Raw genomic sequence first — 14,406 nt, 5'->3', positions numbered from 1 at the left:
CCCCGTCTTATAACTCTTCGCCGGAACGGGGCGTTGTCGCGCTTCGCTCCGATTCAATTGCCTTCAGGCGCTCATACTCTTCGATCGCAAGCACGACGACGACCGTCCGCCCGTGCTTGGCCACTGCCACCGGTTCGGCCCGAGCAAGGTCGATCAGCCGACCGAAACCGTATTTTGCATCCTTGGCAGTCAGGGTCTGCATGTGACTCCCCGATTTTCTCTGTCCACTTTTGGCCAATTTGGCCGAATGCGCAATAGCAGGAACAGCTTGAGAAGCCATGCACTTGAATGCTCAGTCGCGCGCCCATGCGCGTCGCTGCTCATCCCATCCGAGTGGGGGCGGTTCCATCAGCTTCGCCAGCGTCACCACCGGGCCCGGCTTCCCGTCCAGGATCGCCTCGACGATGTCGGGCGCGAGCAGGGTGAGCCGCAGGACACGGGTCAAGTAGGACGGCGCGATCCCCTCGCGCTCGGCCAGTTCGGCGATGGTGGCGAACTCACCCGACTCGAGCATCCGCTTCCAGCGGAAGGCGCGGGCCAGCGCCTTGACCAGCGTGCTGTCCATCGTGCGCTCTGGTCGGACACAGTCGGGCATCTGCATCTCCTTCCGCCCGCCGCGTTTCACGATGCGAAACGGAACGTGGAGCGTCATGGTTTCGGGGATCGGCGTGCCGCGGGTCATGCAGCCGCCCCCATGTCTGTAGCCAGCATCTCGCGCGTGAGACCGCCGAGCCCATCCATACGAAGCCGGACGTTGAGCCCATCCGTGCCGATGTCGACGCGCTCGACCAGCAGCGCCACGATGCGTGCCTGTTCAGCGGGGAATAGTTCATCCCACAGCGGGTCGAGCTGCTGAAGCGCTGCCCGTGCGTCGGCCTCGGTGATCTCCTCGTCCCGCGCCAAAGCCGCTCTCAACGTGCCCGCCACGATCTCGGGCTGGCGAAACACGGCGCGAAGCTGGTCGATCACTGCCGCCTCGATATCGCCCGCGGGCACGCGACCCACCGGGCACGACCCGGCACCGTGCTTCAGCACGGTCTGGCTCACATAGTAGCGGTAGAGCCTGTCGCCCTTGCGGGTATGCGTCGGCGAGAAGGCCGCGCCGTCCGGCCCGAACAGCAGTCCTTTCAGCAGCGCAGGCGTGTCAGAGCGGGTCCGGGCGGCGCGCTTGCGGGGACTCTCCTGCAGGATCGTATGAGCCTTGTCCCAAACCTCGCGGTCGATGATGGCGTCGTGCTCGCCGGGATAGCTGTCGCCCTTGTGGACCGCTTCGCCGATGTAGGCGCGGTTGCTGAGCATCCGGTACAGGTACTTCTTGTCGATCCGGTTGCCGCGTGGCGTGCGGATACCGCGCGTGCGGACCTCCCGCGCCAGTTCGGTCGCCGAGCCGATCTCGAGGAAGCGGGCGAAGATCCAGCGGACATGGTCCGCAGCTTCGTCGTCGATGATCAGCTTCCGGTTCTCGACGCGATAGCCATAGGGCGGCACGCCACCCATCCACATGCCCTTGCGCCGAGAGGCAGCAACCTTGTCGCGAATGCGCTCGGCCGTCACCTCCCGCTCGAACTGTGCGAAGCTGAGCAGGATGTTCAGCGTCAGCCGCCCCATGGACGTGGTCGTGTTGAAGCTCTGCGTCACGCTGACGAAGGTGACGCCGTTGCGGTCGAGCACCTCGACCAGCTTCGCGAAATCGGCCAGCGAGCGGCTGAGGCGGTCGATCTTGTAGACCACCACCACGTCGACCAGCCCGTCCTCGATATCCTCCAGCAGCCGTTTCAGACCGGGGCGTTCCAGCGTGCCGCCCGAGATGCCGCCGTCGTCATACTCATCGCGGACGAGGACCCAGCCCTCGGATCGCTGGCTGGCGATGAACGCCTCGCAGGCCTCACGCTGGGCGTGGAGCGAGTTGAACTCCTGCTCCAGCCCTTCCTCGGAGGATTTCCGGGTGTAGACCGCGCAGCGCTGCTTGCGGACGACCTTCGATTTTTCCGGCGGCTTCGTCATGTCCGCCCCCTGTGGTTCTTGAGGCCGAAAAAGACCCACCCGTTCCAGCGTGTGCCGGTGATCGCGCGGGCGATGGCGGACAGCGACTTGTAGGGCCGCCCCTGCCATTCGAAGCCGTCGGCGGTGACGGTGACGACCTGCTCGACGCCCTGCCACTCGCGCAGGAGGCGCGTGCCGGTGATGGGACGGCCGCGGTCGGCGCGGATGCCGCGCTTGGATCGGTCGCCGCCGTCCAGTTCCTCGCCCAACCGCTCCAGCCGCCGGATCGTCTCCGGCTTCAGCCCGCCATAGGCCAGCTCCTGGATGCGGTAGGCCAGGCGCGATTCAAGGTAGCGCCGGTTGAAGGGCGGCGGCTCGCTGTCGAAGAGGTCGCGCCACTGTTGCTTCAGGTCCGGCGTCGGCGTGGTCTTGAGCGCGGCCATGCGCGCTGGGATGGGATCGGGCTTGTTCATGCATTTCTCCAGTGAGTTGGAGTTGCATGACGGCATTGGTCGGGCGGATAGTGTAGGCAACTTTCTCCAGTATCGTCAGGTACTTCGCCCGTCTCCCGCATCCGCAACCGAACCAGCCCAAGCGCCAGCAGCCCGCACAGTTCGGCGCGTCGCTCGGCGGGGGTCATCTGGTCGGGCGGCAGAGGATTGGGGCGTTTCATGTGGGCCTCGGAGTGGTCGTCTCCTCTGGCCTCTACTCGTCGATGTCAGAAAGCGTCCCAGCCGATCCCGCGCAGGTTGATGAAACACGCGAAAGAACGTATCAAGAACACTGGTTTTGCAGGAAAGGGGATTCGTCGTGGCCGGCAATTTGAAGAAGTTCGTGAACCCCCGGTTCATCAAGACCATTGATCTCGCCCTGATGAAGCCGCTGCTGGCGCGGCACGAGGGCAAGTACAAGGGCTTCTCCGTCGACCTGCTGGACCAGGAGGAGGATGTCGCCCGCGAGGCGCTGGAGAAACTGCTGACCGGCGCCGAGGACAGCTACCCCGAGGGGCTGCGCGGCGATCTGCACCGCATCGCGGAACTGGGCGATGCCCGCGGCCTCGAGATCATCCAGGCGCAGGCTGCCCGTCAGGGCGTCGATCTGTTCCCCGACATGAAGACCGGCGACGAGGACTCGCCGAACAAGGCGCATGATCCCAAGCACATCGCCGTCCGGGTGTTTCTGGAGCATCCCGATCTGTTTGACGCGGCCGCCGATCACATGGCGATGCTCACCGCCGACCGCCTGCATGAATATGCCGGGCGGGAACGTGGCGTGGCGATCGATCTGACGGCGGAGAAGGTCGAGGCGTTCCGGACGGCCGTTGCCGCGCTCTTCCGTGACGCGTTTCTCGGGGACTACTGCCGGGTGGGCGACTACGACGACGATGACGAGATCAACCTCGTGGTCAGCCACGGCTCCATGGTTTCGACCATGCCGGTCGTTGAGGGCCAGGTCGAACGGGTCATCAGCGTGCGCCAGATTTCCCACGCCGTGCTGCGATACTCCGAGAACACCGGGATGTTGCGGCTGGCCCGCATCAGGAAGGCGCATCAGCCCGAGATCGCGGAACTCTTCGCCTCGATCATCCTCGACAGGCCCGGCTTCTTCGACGGTGACGACGCGCAGGACCTCTATACCCTGCGCCCGGTCGAACTGGCCGGACCGGGCTTTACCTTCGATGCCGCCTACGATCCGCTGATAGACAAGGTGCTGATCATCGAGGCGGCGGCCGACCTGATGGCGCCCGGCAAGAAGGGGTATCCCCGCGTGGTGCGCACGCTGCGGTCGCGGGATCTCGGCGGTGACGCGCTCCAGCATTTCGGCAGCACACCAGTGTCGTTCGGTGGCGCCTGGCGGCTGGGCGAGCTCGTGTTCCGGATCCTGTTCAAGAGCGACGGCAAGCGCCAGCCGCAGGTCACGGTCAAGCTGCGGCCCCTGGGCGTCGTGCAGTTCCGCCGCACCCAGCATGAGGCGCGGGTGATGAAGCTGATCGAACGGAACGGGCTGATGAATGACCGAGACGATTTTGAGGTTGTTGACGCGGCTGAGTGAGGCTGGCGACGACGCAATCCTGCCCGGCGAGCTCGCCGCGCCCTTCTTCGGTCCGGTCTTCGACCGGCTGCTGGCGAAACGTGTCCTCGTCGAACAGGCGCCTCTCTCCGATTGGGATGTCTGCTATGACTGCGAATGCGGGCTCCCCTGTCGGCCGATCCGGAAAGCGGGCGATGCATTTCGGGCTGAGTGTCCGCTTGATCGCCGACGGGATGTAATTCTGACCGAGAACGATCTGCGCAGCTTCCGGATGAACCGCAATTCGCTCGCTCGCGAGATTGGTGGGGCCGCAGGCTTCAGCACCGAGCCTTCCGAAATCCTAGACGGCGTCTGGCACCTTGGTTCGACGCCATCCGCCAGAGCGATATTCTTGGTGCTCGCGCGCCATGCCCTGTTGCGAGAGGAGCTTGGCTGGGCAGTCCGGGCTGCCGCGCGGTCCATGCCGGTGACGTTGTTGGCGCCGGTGCTTTCGCCAACTGAGGCTCTTCGCTTTCGCGAGGATGAGTTCTACCTTGTTGCCACCTTCGAGTGCCTGGAGCTTGCGGCTGACGGTGCTCTTCTCGCCGTCGATGCCTCTATGTTTAATCCGGTTCAGGCTTGCAGAGCGCGCCTGGTTGTCCATCAGGCGGCGCGTAGTGTGATTCTGGACGGTCAGATCAAGGCGCTCTCTGCTCAGAGCTTTGATTTGCTGCTGATACTATCATCGGCGGCCTTGGAGTCCCCCGCTACTGTCGAGAATCGACAGATTGAAAAGAAACTTTGGGGCGAAGGAGTCCATCGCATTTCATCGGAGGTACGTGAGCCAGTCCGGGCGTTGCGAGATGCATTGGCTGAGGGAAGTTCCGATCCCAAGAATGTTCGTCGACTCATTGAGAACCGACGAAACCCGAATGGCTATCGCCTCATGCTACTTCCTGATGAGATTGAGCTGGTTCTATAACTACTGAGACCTGCGAAGCGGAGGGAAGATTGGGAGATTATGGAAGCGATGATGATGGTGGTTTCAACGCTATTAGTCGCGCCTACAAACACGATCCCACCATCGACCATTACCTCAGGCTGAGGCGCGAAAACCCCGATGGCGAGATCGAGGTTGCTGTCATTGGTGGTATGGAACAGCTCTTCTACTTGGAGCCAGAACTCAGGAAGTATGGCTTTGAGCCTGAGCTCGTCGCGTCGGTGATGGATGCCGATCCTGAGGCGATCAGCGAGCTGGCCTTGCTGATAATTCAGAAACTGATCGAAGCAAAGCGACTGAGCAAGAGCGGTGAAACGCATTTGGTTCGGAGGGGTTTGGCCGTTCCCGACAAGCTGGTGAACTGGCTCGTAACATGCATGCTGGACGCACTTAGCTGGAACGATAATCTTCATATTCCCCGAGACCTTATTGTTCTTATCCGCGAGCGGCTGGGAGGATCCAATCCGGAGTATGAACAGGGATCACGAGCTCACGAAATGCGCTGGCACGCCATCATCGTGGGCGCCCAACTCAAGGCGCAGGGCATCGAGCCAAGCTTCAGGATGCTTGCGAAAGTATTCAATGTGGCACCAAGTACGGTCATGCGCTGGTTTCCCAATGATGACTTCCAGAAAGAGGTCGAGGCCTGGTCAAAAACCTTTGACGAGGATGGGAAACCGCGCCCTCTATCCGATCTACGTGGGCCGTCGTTGCATACGAAATAAGCTGCGCAACGCTCCCAACGTCATCCAGACCTGTAACGCCGGAGCAATTCGGCGACCGCAGGTAAAGCTGGGTGATTGCGGCCGGGGTACTTCCCACACTCTGCCCACGTAACACCCACGTCTTGCCCACCAAGTAGGGTTGGGCAGCTGGCAGCCTGCGGACATCAGAAACGATGACCGAGGCGCACAGCGATGCAGATCGAACTTTCCCCCGACGACATTGAAACCATCATCCGCGAGGCCGATGCGGCGGCGCAACAGCTTCGGCGCAAGCTGTGCCTGCCGGTCTGCGAGCGCGAGGATCTGGGCCAGGACCTCCTAATCGATCTGCTGCGCCGCTTGCCCGCCTACGATGCCTCGCGTGGCAGCATCGGCGCCTTCGCCAACATCGTCCTGCGCAACCAGTCCTCGCGGATCGCGATGCGCCATCATCGCCAGCGCCGTGCGCAGGGTGGGTCGTTGCTCTCGCTCGAGGTGCCGCTGGCCGGAGCCCGCGAGCCGGTCGGCGACACGCTGACCGAGGACGACGGGCTTGCCGCCTGGCACGGCCAGAGCTGCTGCGCCGCCGCTGTCACCGAACTTCACCACGCCCTGCAGGCCGCCGTCGCGCGGCTCCCGGCCGAGGATCGCCGGTTCTGCGCGGCGTTGGCGCATCGCCCGGTCACCGCGCTCGCGGCCGAGGGATTCGGCAGCCGGTCTTCGCTCTACCGCCGCCTCGCCGATCTCCGCCACGTCCTCACCGCCCACGGTCTCGGTCCCGCCTGGGACGATCTCGCGGCGGCCTGAGTAGAGGCAAGAGGAGGAGATCATGTTCATGGGCACCACCCCCTTCATCACGGTCCGCGCCCGCCGACCGCTCACCGAGATCGAGTTCTGCGCCTGGGTGGCGCAGGCCGTGCCGGGCGACCGGCTCGAATACCATCGCGGCTTTCTGGTTCTCGACATCTTCCCGATGTTCGCCCGGTTGCCGGATCAGCAGCGCGCGGAACTGGCACGGCTCGGGTCGCGCGCCTTCTGGGCCGCCGAACAGGGTCTCGTGCACCTGGTGCAGGAGCGCACGGGCCCCGACCAGTTCGCCTACATCGCCGTCGCCCGCCCCAAACCGAAGGCCGCGGCGGTCTCACTGTCCGCGCTGCTGCTGGCTGAGCAGGAGGCCGCGTGATGGCCGCCTTCCAATCCCTTTTGCTGATCATGGAGACCCTTACATGCCGTTCCCCGCGAACACCCCCACCGTCGACGACCTGCCGGGCCTCGGCCTGCAGGACATCGCCCAGCTGCCCGTCGAACTGCTGGCCATCCTGCAGCGCGACGTCGATGAGCGCATCAAGCGGGACAAGGCCGCGAAGGCCCGCCTCGATGGGGCGCTGAGCGTCCGCTACGCTACCCGCGCCGCCGAGGAACGGCAGGCGGCGGGCAAGGACGCCGGCACGATCCGCTTCGACGACGGCGATTTCACCGTGGTTGCCGATCTGCCGAAGCGGGTGGATTGGGACCAGGATCGCCTCGCCGCCATGGTCGAGCGCATCCGCGCCGTCGGGGACGATCCCGCCCAGTATGTCGACATCGCGTTCAAGGTGCCCGAGCGCAAATACGCCGCCTGGCCCGATGCGATCCGTGCCGGTTTCGAGCCCGCGCGCACCGTCCGGCCCGGCACGCTGAAGATCGAGATCGTCCCGCAGGGGGCCGATCAATGAGCCTCCCGATCATCAGCGCCGACCAGCGGCTGGCCGAGCCGCGGGGTATCAAGGGCTGCATCTTCGGCAAATCCGGCATCGGGAAGACCTCGCTCCTCTGGACGCTGAACGCGTCGACCACCCTGTTCATGGACCTCGAGGCGGGCGATCTCGCCATCGAGGGCTGGGCGGGGGACAGCATCCGGCCGCGAACCTGGACGGAATGCCGGGATTTCGCGGTGTTCATCGGCGGGCCCAACCCGGCGCTGCGCGACGAGCAGCCCTACAGCCCGGCGCACTACAGAGCGGTCTGCGACCGCTTCGGCGATCCGACAGCGCTCGACCGCTACGACACGATCTTCGTGGACTCGATCACCGTGGCGGGGCGGCTCTGCTTCGGCTGGTGCAAGGGCCAGCCCGAGGCGCTGTCGGAGAAGACCGGCAAGCCGGATGTGCGCGGGGCCTACGGGCTCCATGGCCGCGAGATGATCGGCTGGCTCACGCATCTGCAGCACACGCGGGCCAAGAACGTCTGGTTCGTCGGGATCCTCGACGAGAAGCTCGACGACTTCAATCGCAAGGTGTTCCAGCCGCAGATCGACGGCTCGAAGACCGGGTTGGAGCTGCCAGGGATCGTCGACGAGGTGATCACCATGGCGGAGCTGAAGGCCGACGGCGATCCCTATCGCGCCTTCGTCTGTCACACGATCAACCCCTGGGGCTTTCCGGCAAAGGACCGCTCCGGCCGTCTGGATCAGGTCGAGGAGCCTCACCTCGGCCGCCTGATGACGAAGATCCGCGCCCCTGTCGCGCCAGCGCCCAAGCGCCTGACCTACACCCCGCCACCCGCCGATCCGGCGGCTGACGCCCAATCCCAACCGCAATCCTGATCAGAAAAGGAGGTTCCCCATGGGTTCCTGGAACGATTTCAACGACGCGCAGAGCAACACCAACCTGATCCCGAAGGGCACGCTGGCAAAGGTGCGCCTGACGATCCGCCCGGGCGGCTTCGACGATGCCTCGCAGGGCTGGACCGGCGGCTATGCCACGCGTGGCTCGACCGGCGCGGTCTATCTGAACGGCGAGTTCACGGTGACCGAGGGGCAGTACGCCCGGCGCAAGATCTTCACCCTGATCGGGCTTTACAGCCCCAAGGGGCCCGACTGGGCGAACATGGGCCGCAGCCTCGTGCGCGGCATGCTGAACTCGGCGCGCGGGATTTCCGACAAGGACATGTCGGCCGAGGCGCAGGCGGCGCGGCGCATCAACGGCTTCGCCGATCTCGACGGGATCGAGTTCATCGCCCGCATCGACATCGGCACCGACGCCAGCGGCGACGACAAGAACGAGATCCGCAGCGCGGTCACGCCCGATCATCGCGATTACGCTCAGGTCATGGGGACGGCTGCGCTGCAGTTCGGCGGACAGGGTGCTGCCGGACATGCCCCGCAGCAGACCACCTCTGCGGCACCGTCACATCAGCCCAGCCAGCCCGCTTCCGCTCCCGGGTTCGCCGGGCGGCCGAGCTGGGCGCAGTAAGGGGGAGACCGGCCATGCGCCTGCGCCCCCGCCAGAAGACCTTCGTCGAGCGCAGCGTTGCTGCGCTCGCCTCCCGCGGCAACACGCTGGGCGTGGCGCCCACCGGCGCGGGCAAGACCATCATGCTCTCGGCGGTCACTGGCGAGATGATCGGCGACGGCGCGAAGGCCTGCGTGCTCGCCCATCGCGACGAGCTGACCGCGCAGAACCGCGCCAAGTTCCAGCGCGTGGTGCCGGGCGTCGCCACATCGGTGATCGACGCCACGGAGAAATCGTGGACCGGCCAGGTCGCCTTTGCGATGGTTCCGACGCTGGCGCGGGCCTCGAACCTGGCCGACATGCCGCGCCTCGACCTGCTGGTCGTCGACGAGGCGCACCATGCGGTGGCCGACAGCTATCGCCGCATCATCGATCGGGTGCGCGAGGCCAATCCCGACGCCCGCATCTTCGGGGTCACGGCGACGCCGAACCGGGGCGACAGGAAGGGGCTGCGTGAGGTCTTCGACAATGTCGCCGACCAGGTGCAGTTGGGCGAGCTTATCGCCTCGGGCCATCTGGTGCCGCCGCGCACCTTCGTCATCGACGTGGGCGTGCAGGACGAACTGCGCTCGGTCCGCAAGAACATGTCGGATTTCGACATGGCGGAAGTGGCGGGCATCATGGACCGCGCCCCCGTCACCGACGAGGTGATCCGCCACTGGAAGGAGAAGGCGGGCGACCGGCAGACCGTGGTGTTCTGCTCCACCGTCGCGCACGCCGAGCATGTCACCGAGGCGTTCAGGGCAGCGGGCGTTTCCGCCGCGCTGATCCACGGCGATCTGGCGGCCGAGACCCGCAAGGCGATCCTCGCAGACTACGCGGCGGGCGACATCCGCGTCGTGGTCAACGTGGCGGTGCTGACCGAGGGCTGGGACCATCCGCCCACCTCCTGCGTCGTGCTGCTGCGGCCCAGTTCCTACAAGTCCACCATGATCCAGATGGTCGGGCGCGGCCTGCGCACCGTCGATCCCGAGGAACATCCTGGCATCGTGAAGACCGACTGCGTCGTGCTGGATTTCGGGACGTCGAGCCTCACGCACGGCACGCTGGAACAGGATGTCGATCTCGACGGGCGCATTCCGACGCCGGGGGAAGCCCCCACGAAAATCTGTCCCGAATGCAAGGCCGAGATCCCGATCGCCGTCACCGAATGCCCGATCTGCGGGTGCGAGCTGCCGCGCGAAGGCGCGGAGCCCATCGACAGCTTCGTCATGACCGAGCTCGATCTTCTCGAGCGATCGAGTTTCGCGTGGGTGGACCTGTTCGGTGACGACGCGGCGCTAATGGCCAACGGCTTTCACGCCTGGGGCGGCGTGTTCTTCCTCGAGGGCCGCTGGCACGCGGTCGGGGGCGCCAAGGGCAAGGCAACGCGGCTCCTGAGCGTGGGCGAGCGCATCGTCTGTCTCGCGCAGGCCGACGACTGGCTGAACGAGCATGAGACCGACGAGAGCGCCTTCAAGTCGAAGGGCTGGCTGAAGCACGACGCGACGGAAAAGCAGCTGAACTGCCTGCCGCCCGAGTTCCGGCGCGACTACGGCCTGACCAGATATCGCGCCTCCGCGCTGATCTCGTTCCAGTTCAACAAGCGCGACATCCGGCGCCTCGTCACGGCGGCCGAGCCCGAGCGGAGGGCGGCGTGAATCATGTCGCGCAAGTCCAATCCCCGCCCGCAGCGCCTGCGGATTGCCCGGAGCGTATTCGGCTCTGGCACCCGCACCTCAAGCCTTGCGCCGTCTGTCTGCGCCCCGCGCGCGGCTTCGGTTTCTTCAACCCCAACAAACCCCGCCCCCGTGAACACCGCTGGTTCTGCTCGATGCACTGCCAGGCGTTCTTCGCGGCCCGCCACCGGAAAGGACTGACCATGCAGGGAACGACCGATGGAGAACGCCTCGCCATAGCGATGGTGATGAAGCGGCTCGGCACGACCATGGACCAAATCGGCTGGGACAAGCGGCTGCGGGATCTGGATGCGACAGAGGTCACCGCGCTGATCGAGGAGGTTCTGGAGGGCTATGGCGCCGAGATGTCGCGCATCGCCGCCAGGAGCGAGGTGCCGTTCTGATGCTGGATTTCAACCCGCGCCCCTCCATGGCCGAGCGGATCAACGCGCTGGTCGACGCCGCGCTGATCGCCGAGCGGGAGGCCACGCCGCCCCGAACCTATCTCGGCGCGTCCCGTCTCGGGCATGCCTGCGAACGCGCGCTGCAGTTCGAGTTCGCAGGCGCGCCCAGGGATGAGGGCGCGGATTTCGGCGGGCAGACTCTGCGGATCTTCGAGATCGGTCACCAGCTCGAGGATCTGGCGATCCGCTGGCTGCGGGCGGCGGGGCTCGACCTCTACACCCGCAAGGGCAATCGGCCCGATGGGGATCAGTTCGGATTCTCCGTCGCGGGCGGTCGCATTCGTGGCCATGTCGACGGGATCGTGGCCGGCGCCCCGGCCGCGCTCGGTCTGCGCACCCCGGCGCTCTGGGAATGCAAGACGATGAACGCGAAGAACTGGCGGGCCTGCGTCAAGGACGGGGTCGCCGTCTCCAAGCCCGTCTATGCCGCCCAGATCGCGATCTACCAGGCCTACATGGAGCCCTCGGTGCCGGGGATTTCCACGGCCCCCGCACTCTTCACCGCGATCAACAAGGACACGGCCGAACTGCATCACGAGCAGGTCGCCTTCGATGCCGATCTGGCGCAGCGCATGTCCGACCGCGCGGTGCGGATCCTGCAAGCCACCGAAGCGGGCGAGCTGCTGCCCCGCATCGCCGCCAGCCGCGACTTCTTCGAATGCCGGTTCTGCGCTCATGCCGAGCGGTGCTGGGGGCTGGCTGCATGACCGACGAGCCCACCGAGCCATCCGAACCCGATCAGGAGCCAGCCATGCGCGACGACACGACGCCCGACGAGCCCAAGGAAAACATCGTCCATTTCAACCCGTGGCGCGACTTCAACGATGCCGCCCCGCAGATCGACGTCTTCGGCGACGAGCCCGACCCTGCGCAGATCGCGCAATTCATGCAGGTCGTCTTCGGGTATTGCGACGGTCTGATCCCTGTCCGCAGCTTCATCGACAAGGGTCAGGGCATCGATGGTCGCCCGCACAACATCTGGCTGGAAGCGGATCATTCCGCCCCCGAGAAGATGGCGACCTTCGCGACATGGGCCTCGCGCGAGGGCGCGGCAGTCTATGTGATCCCCGGCACCGTGGCCGCGCCCGGTCAGGCAAAGGCCGCCGATATTCTGCAGATGCAGACGGTGGTGGTCGATCTCGACACCGGTGACATCGCCGCCAAGCGCGCGCACCTCGAGCGCCACCTCGGCGCGGCCAGCATGGTGGTGGAAAGCGGTGGCGTGACGGCCGAAGGGCAGCGCAAGTGCCACGTCTGGTGGGCGCTGACCGAACCCGCCGAGGGCGACGACATGGCCCGCGTCTGCCGTCTGCGCGGCGACATCGCCGCAAAGGTCGGCGGCGACATGCATTTCCGCTCCGCCCATCAGCCGATCCGGGTGGCGGGCTCGGTCTACTACAAGAACAACCTCAAGACGCAGGTGCGCATCGTCGAACTGAACGCCGACCGCGAACGCGATCTGGCCGAATTCATCGAAGCCGTAACCGACATGCCGCCCGCACCGGGCGTGTCCCTGCAGCCTGCGTTCACCCATCCCGACAAGCCCGCCATGGACGAAGTGCTGGTCACGCCGGTGCGGGAAGGCGCGCAGGACGACTGGTCCCGTTTCGAGGGCGCGTCGGCCGCGATCGGGCATTTCATCCGCATGGTCCACGAGGGCCGGATGACGAAGGACGAGGGCTGGATCGGCATCTGCGGCTACAACGCCGCGATGCTGCGGCCGCAGTGGCCGGTCGAGCGGCTGAAGCGGGAATCCGAGCGGCTCTGGGAACGGCATGTCGAGAAATACGGCCCGCCGCTGATCCGGCTGGACTCCGGCGCACCGGGACCGGTCGAGATGCCCGCCTTCACGTTGGGCGCGCTGCTGGAAGATCAGAGCCCGATGCCGGAGGACATCATCGCGCCCCGGGTGCTGACGCCGGGCGGACTGTTGGTGCTGGGCGGTGCGCCCAAGGTCGGCAAGAGCGACCTGCTGATCTCCTGGCTTGTCCACATGGCCGCCGGTGTGCCCTTCCTCGGCTTCACGCCGCCACGGCCGCTGCGGATCTTCTATCTGCAGGCCGAGATCCAGTATCACTATCTGCGCGAGCGGCTGAAGCAGATCGCCCTGCCGCCCGACGTGCTGGCCGCCGCGCGCGACACCTTCGTGGCCACACCCAAGTTGAAAATGCTGCTCGACAACGAGGGCAGCGTGCGGGTTGCCCGCGCGATCCGGACGGCATTCCCGGATGCGCCGCCCGACATCCTCTGCGTCGACCCGATCCGGAACCTCTTCGATGGCGGACCCGATGGCGGTGGCGAGAACGACAACACCGCCATGATGTTCTTCCTCAAGGAACGGGTCGAGGTTCTGCGCGACCACATCGACCCGGACTGCGGGGTCATCCTGATCCACCACACCAAGAAGCTCAGCAAGCACCAGGTGAAGGAGGATCCGTTTCTCGCGCTTTCGGGCGCCAGCGCCCTGCGGGGCTTCTACACCTCCGGCCTCATCCTGCACCGCCCCGACGAGGACGCGTCAGAGCGCAAGCTGGAGATCGAGCTGCGCAACGGTCCCGCGCTGCCCTCGAAGCTGATCGACAAGGTGCGCGGCCAATGGGTCGAGATCAACCCGATGAACGAGCGCCTCGTGCGCCAGGACATCGGCGCCAGGCACGATGCCGAGCGGGATCGGAAGAACCAGGTCGTCCTGGGGATGATCTTCGACGAGGCGGCCGAGGGTCGGCTCTACACCGCCACGCAGTTCGCGGAGGCGTTCGAGAACCAGCACGATCTCGGCGGGCGCTACAGCATCCGTGAGCGGCTGTCGGTGCTCGCCACCAAGGGCCTGATCAAGTTCCGCCGGAGTTTCACGGAGCACGGGTACGCCGGGACGCAATCGCATTTCGGATATCTCGTGATCAGGGACATGCGCTTCGGCCGCGATCCCGTGATCGACACGGACACCGGAGAGGTCCTTGCCGAGGGCGTCGCGGTGCTGCCGACCCACTACAAATGCCCCCATTCCGGCCGCGCGCGAGAGGTCGAGAACCCCTCCGTCTGGGTCTATCCGGAGGAGGCCCATGACTGACTTTCTCATCATGAGCGCGGCCTTCCTCATTCTCGTCCCTTCCTCATGGCCCAATGAAATCAATGGGTTGGTGATAAGGATGAGAAAGGTCTTCCTCATCGACCCGCCTCATCCCTTGAGCCTTGAAAAATCAACGGGAACAGAGACTTGCGGCCAAAACATGAGACGAGTGGGCAAGCCCCCATACTACGTATGGGGAGGCCAACCGGCAGGTTTGGCCTCTCCTCCCATACGTCGAGGGTGTC

16 protein-coding genes are annotated in these 14,406 nt (G+C 65.5%); 12 read left to right on the top strand and 4 right to left on the bottom strand.

Going from position 1 to position 14,406, the window contains the following annotated elements; genetic code table 11:
- Positions 1–7: 7 nt before the first annotated feature.
- The 4 genes from JM664_RS00380 to JM664_RS00365 all read right to left on the bottom strand — a co-directional run bounded on the left by JM664_RS00380 (position 8) and on the right by JM664_RS00365 (position 2,456).
- Complete coding sequence (locus JM664_RS00380) at positions 8–202, bottom strand: type II toxin-antitoxin system Phd/YefM family antitoxin (protein WP_227417921.1); 195 nt, start codon at positions 200–202, stop codon at positions 8–10.
- 90 nt (positions 203–292) lie between these two features.
- On the bottom strand, positions 293–682 hold the full coding sequence (locus JM664_RS00375; RefSeq protein ID WP_227417920.1) for a hypothetical protein: 390 nt from the start codon (positions 680–682) through the stop codon (positions 293–295).
- Positions 679–2,004 carry a recombinase family protein gene (locus tag JM664_RS00370; RefSeq protein ID WP_227417919.1) on the bottom strand — a complete coding sequence of 442 codons (1,326 nt, stop codon included), beginning with the start codon at positions 2,002–2,004 and terminating at the stop codon, positions 679–681. Before JM664_RS00370 ends, JM664_RS00375 begins: the two co-directional genes overlap by 4 nt.
- Positions 2,001–2,456: a DUF2924 domain-containing protein gene (locus tag JM664_RS00365; RefSeq protein ID WP_227417918.1), complete on the bottom strand. Its 456-nt coding sequence runs from the start codon at positions 2,454–2,456 to the stop codon at positions 2,001–2,003. Before JM664_RS00365 ends, JM664_RS00370 begins: the two co-directional genes overlap by 4 nt.
- Positions 2,457–2,793: 337 nt before the next feature.
- Between JM664_RS00365 and JM664_RS00360 the strand changes: the two genes are divergently transcribed.
- The 12 genes from JM664_RS00360 to JM664_RS00305 all read left to right on the top strand — a co-directional run bounded on the left by JM664_RS00360 (position 2,794) and on the right by JM664_RS00305 (position 14,161).
- Positions 2,794–4,035 carry a hypothetical protein gene (locus JM664_RS00360; protein WP_227417917.1) on the top strand — a complete coding sequence of 414 codons (1,242 nt, stop codon included), beginning with the start codon at positions 2,794–2,796 and terminating at the stop codon, positions 4,033–4,035.
- A complete protein-coding gene (locus JM664_RS00355; protein ID WP_227417916.1) occupies positions 3,995–4,975 on the top strand; it encodes a hypothetical protein in 981 nt (326 codons plus the stop codon). The genes JM664_RS00360 and JM664_RS00355 overlap by 41 nt, the downstream gene beginning before the upstream one ends.
- 29 nt (positions 4,976–5,004) lie before the next feature.
- Complete coding sequence (locus tag JM664_RS00350; RefSeq protein ID WP_227417915.1) at positions 5,005–5,718, top strand: hypothetical protein; 714 nt, start codon at positions 5,005–5,007, stop codon at positions 5,716–5,718.
- A gap of 192 nt (positions 5,719–5,910) precedes the next feature.
- Entirely contained in the window at positions 5,911–6,504 is a 594-nt protein-coding gene (locus JM664_RS00345; protein ID WP_227417914.1) for a sigma factor, read from the top strand.
- Positions 6,505–6,526: 22 nt separating this feature from the next.
- Entirely contained in the window at positions 6,527–6,880 is a 354-nt protein-coding gene (locus tag JM664_RS00340; protein ID WP_185961871.1) for a hypothetical protein, read from the top strand.
- A gap of 43 nt (positions 6,881–6,923) precedes the next feature.
- A complete protein-coding gene (locus JM664_RS00335; RefSeq protein ID WP_227417913.1) occupies positions 6,924–7,412 on the top strand; it encodes a hypothetical protein in 489 nt (162 codons plus the stop codon).
- Positions 7,409–8,281, top strand: a complete 873-nt coding sequence (locus tag JM664_RS00330) for an ATP-binding protein (protein ID WP_227417911.1) — start codon at positions 7,409–7,411, stop codon at positions 8,279–8,281. The genes JM664_RS00335 and JM664_RS00330 overlap by 4 nt, the downstream gene beginning before the upstream one ends.
- 19 nt (positions 8,282–8,300) lie before the next feature.
- Entirely contained in the window at positions 8,301–8,930 is a 630-nt protein-coding gene (locus JM664_RS00325) for a hypothetical protein (RefSeq protein ID WP_227417910.1), read from the top strand.
- Between the two features lie 14 nt (positions 8,931–8,944).
- Complete coding sequence (locus tag JM664_RS00320; protein ID WP_227417909.1) at positions 8,945–10,609, top strand: DEAD/DEAH box helicase; 1,665 nt, start codon at positions 8,945–8,947, stop codon at positions 10,607–10,609.
- Positions 10,606–11,031, top strand: coding sequence for a DUF6511 domain-containing protein (locus JM664_RS18825; RefSeq protein ID WP_227417908.1), 426 nt, complete (start codon positions 10,606–10,608; stop codon positions 11,029–11,031). The genes JM664_RS00320 and JM664_RS18825 overlap by 4 nt, the downstream gene beginning before the upstream one ends.
- Positions 11,031–11,798 (top strand): hypothetical protein, encoded by a 768-nt coding sequence (locus JM664_RS00310; protein WP_227417907.1) that lies wholly within the window; start codon positions 11,031–11,033, stop codon positions 11,796–11,798. Before JM664_RS18825 ends, JM664_RS00310 begins: the two co-directional genes overlap by 1 nt.
- Positions 11,795–14,161 carry an AAA family ATPase gene (locus JM664_RS00305; protein ID WP_227417906.1) on the top strand — a complete coding sequence of 789 codons (2,367 nt, stop codon included), beginning with the start codon at positions 11,795–11,797 and terminating at the stop codon, positions 14,159–14,161. The genes JM664_RS00310 and JM664_RS00305 overlap by 4 nt, the downstream gene beginning before the upstream one ends.
- Positions 14,162–14,406 lie beyond the last annotated feature (245 nt).

The organism is Roseitranquillus sediminis (assembly GCF_016918935.1).
GTDB lineage: Bacteria > Pseudomonadota > Alphaproteobacteria > Rhodobacterales > Rhodobacteraceae > Roseitranquillus > Roseitranquillus sediminis.
The sequence above is the reverse complement of the archived record's forward strand: the minus strand, read 5'-3'. Positions and strand labels throughout refer to the sequence as shown.

Coding starts and splice junctions, on each gene's coding strand:
- JM664_RS00330 (WP_227417911.1), top strand. CDS start 7,409: ATGAGCCTCCCGATCATCAGCGCCGACCAGCGGCTGGCCGAGCCGCGG.
- JM664_RS00355 (WP_227417916.1), top strand. CDS start 3,995: ATGACCGAGACGATTTTGAGGTTGTTGACGCGGCTGAGTGAGGCTGGC.
- JM664_RS00335 (WP_227417913.1), top strand. CDS start 6,924: ATGCCGTTCCCCGCGAACACCCCCACCGTCGACGACCTGCCGGGCCTC.
- JM664_RS00310 (WP_227417907.1), top strand. CDS start 11,031: ATGCTGGATTTCAACCCGCGCCCCTCCATGGCCGAGCGGATCAACGCG.
- JM664_RS00345 (WP_227417914.1), top strand. CDS start 5,911: ATGCAGATCGAACTTTCCCCCGACGACATTGAAACCATCATCCGCGAG.
- JM664_RS00370 (WP_227417919.1), bottom strand. CDS start 2,004: ATGACGAAGCCGCCGGAAAAATCGAAGGTCGTCCGCAAGCAGCGCTGC.
- JM664_RS00375 (WP_227417920.1), bottom strand. CDS start 682: ATGACCCGCGGCACGCCGATCCCCGAAACCATGACGCTCCACGTTCCG.
- JM664_RS00365 (WP_227417918.1), bottom strand. CDS start 2,456: ATGAACAAGCCCGATCCCATCCCAGCGCGCATGGCCGCGCTCAAGACC.
- JM664_RS00325 (WP_227417910.1), top strand. CDS start 8,301: ATGGGTTCCTGGAACGATTTCAACGACGCGCAGAGCAACACCAACCTG.
- JM664_RS00340 (WP_185961871.1), top strand. CDS start 6,527: ATGTTCATGGGCACCACCCCCTTCATCACGGTCCGCGCCCGCCGACCG.
- JM664_RS00320 (WP_227417909.1), top strand. CDS start 8,945: ATGCGCCTGCGCCCCCGCCAGAAGACCTTCGTCGAGCGCAGCGTTGCT.
- JM664_RS00305 (WP_227417906.1), top strand. CDS start 11,795: ATGACCGACGAGCCCACCGAGCCATCCGAACCCGATCAGGAGCCAGCC.
- JM664_RS00380 (WP_227417921.1), bottom strand. CDS start 202: ATGCAGACCCTGACTGCCAAGGATGCAAAATACGGTTTCGGTCGGCTG.